Below are 2,312 nucleotides of genomic sequence, written 5' to 3' on the forward strand. Positions count from 1 at the left end.
TAAACTATAATTCCTACTGGAATAGCAATTACTGTTTTTCTTGGAGCATTTCTAATGATGTTCACTAATTTGTGGACTGATTCAATTAAAAAACAGGAAAAAAGTGATAAATAAACAGTTATTGATTAAACTTTCATCCTAGAAAAGTCAAATTCTGAATAAGATTGAATTTATCTGGGAAAATTAGGAAAATAAAAGAGAAAAGAAACTACAAAAATGTTAAATCTAGATAGCATAATCGAATTTTCACACATATACTGTGTAGCAATTTGTGGTGTTCTAGTACCCATGAATGTACTAGCAAGTTTACAACCAATAATTTTTACAGCCCTCCGTCGCCCCAAACAGGAAATCAACTTAATAGCATTAGTAGCTAGTTTTTACGCTTTAATGATTATCTTTCATGTTGGAAGCTGGTTTATTGTAGGAGTAGTGAGAATCCAAACATTCATTCTTTTGTGGTTTGCTAGCTGCTGTTTAATTACCAATACTTGGGCAGTTATTCACGGTTCTAGCATGAGAGAATTTATTCAATTTTCACAACAATTCCTAGTTAGACTTACTAAAAGTTTAACACTTCAAAATCAAGAGATTAGTCCTGAAATTAAATAGGATTTTTTGAGGCAGTCAACATTCAACAGTGAAAATGAATGAGGGGGTATTCATCATGGATAGCTAGGGTTAATTTTAGAGAAAAAATATTTTTCTAATAGAGATGATAGCCTCGTATCGGTAGTAATTCAACTAAGTCTAAGTACCCAGGAAAAATTAATTACTTCAGAACTTACCCAGGAACTCTAATTGTAGAGGACATTGCAACACATATTAGACTAAAACTAGAACTTAACAGGGAATTTTGCGTAAATCTTGTACCTAATTTATTCCCTGTTTTTTTTTGACAACATAGGATTTTTAGCTGTAGAATATGGGTAATTAATTTGGTATCACTACCGATCGGGTGGGGTCTAACAACTGAATTCTAATTATTAATTAAACATCACAATCTTGAAAAGAGGTAATCCCTTGGAAAAAACAATAGATAAGTTTTACGCTGATACTTACCATAAATTTTTTTCGCACTTTAAAACTTACGACGAACGATTAATTAGGGTATTGCAATCTCTCATTGATTTTATGCCTCAGTCTATCTTGGATCTAGCTTGTGGTACAGGATTGTCTACTTTAGCCTTGAAAGCCAACTTTGGCAACTCAGAAATTGTAGGCGTGGATATTGATTCAAATATGATTACCTTGGCCAGAGAAAAAATGCCAAATTCTCAAGTTCAGTTCCATTGTTGTGAGATATCAGATATATTAGCTAGAACCCCTAATGGAACAGTGGATTTGATATTTGTCAAATCAGCCTATCATTACTTTGAACACAAAATTCCGCTTTCGTATTTGCAGCCTTTGCTCAAAAAGAATGGGGTTATTGTAGTTGCCGAGAGAACAGTTCGATCTGCTAGTTCTTACCCATTACCAAAGATCGCATCAAGCTATTGGGCCAGTATTTTTGCGGAACCTCGCCCCAGTGATCGACTTGACACGGCAAACTTATTGGGAATGCCTCTTTCAGTGAGTTGTTATGGTGAACAAGTAACTATACCTACCGATATCTATCTTGATGCCGTCAAAAAGAATCAGCTTGTTGGTCTGTGGATGTTGAAACCTGAGACGATCTCTGCGTGGATAGAGAATCGTCTTTCTCAAGAAACTGATGGGTTTCATGTTTTTGAAGAATTCTGGCTTTATGTCTACCATAATATCTGAGAAGTAAAGCCATAAATTAACTATTTTACTGATGAGATCAAAGTGATGAAAGCTCCAAGATTTACTGACCTGATTGGAAATACCCCTTTAATTGATTTGACTAGATTAGTCAGTGAAAACTCAGCAGAACTCTATGCAAAATGCGAGTTTATCAACCCAGGTTTCAGCCTCAAGGATCGAATGGCAAATTATATTCTTGATGTTGCAGAAGCACAAGGTAAATTGAAGCGAGGGGATGTTATCGTCTGCTCTTCTAGTGGTAATACAGGTTGCAGTTTTGCCATGCTAGGTAAGATTAGAGGCTATCATGTTGTTATTGTTACATCAAACAAATGCAGTATAGAAAAACAAAATCATATAAAAGCTCTTAATGCAGATTTGATTGTAGTTACTCAAGATACCTATATGAGTTATGGGGCTATCAACAGTATTAAAATAATTGGACAAAGTTAAACATAAATAGACATTTACTGTGATATATTAGATTTATGTTTAACTTATTAAACTATTAAAAGAGGTGGCCGACAACTGAAATGCAATCA

3 protein-coding genes are annotated in these 2,312 nt (G+C 34.4%); all 3 read left to right on the top strand.

The features are described 5' to 3' along the window. Positions 1 to 216 precede the first annotated feature (216 nt). The 3 genes from F6K13_RS29045 (at position 217) to F6K13_RS29055 (ending at position 2,223) form a co-directional block, all read left to right on the top strand. Positions 217 to 612, top strand: a complete 396-nt coding sequence (locus F6K13_RS29045; RefSeq protein WP_124147395.1) for a hypothetical protein — start codon at positions 217 to 219, stop codon at positions 610 to 612. A 411-nt stretch (positions 613 to 1,023) separates the two neighbouring features. Continuing rightward, the gene (locus tag F6K13_RS29050; RefSeq protein WP_124147394.1) at positions 1,024 to 1,770 is read left to right on the top strand and encodes a trans-aconitate 2-methyltransferase; all 747 of its coding nucleotides are present in this window, start codon (positions 1,024 to 1,026) and stop codon (positions 1,768 to 1,770) included. Positions 1,771 to 1,815: 45 nt separating this feature from the next. After that, positions 1,816 to 2,223 carry a pyridoxal-phosphate dependent enzyme gene (locus F6K13_RS29055; RefSeq protein ID WP_124147393.1) on the top strand — a complete coding sequence of 136 codons (408 nt, stop codon included), beginning with the start codon at positions 1,816 to 1,818 and terminating at the stop codon, positions 2,221 to 2,223. Positions 2,224 to 2,312: the final 89 nt, after the last annotated feature.

The sequence above is a fragment of the Okeania sp. SIO2B9 genome, assembly GCF_010672505.1.
Classification (GTDB): domain Bacteria; phylum Cyanobacteriota; class Cyanobacteriia; order Cyanobacteriales; family Microcoleaceae; genus Okeania; species Okeania hirsuta.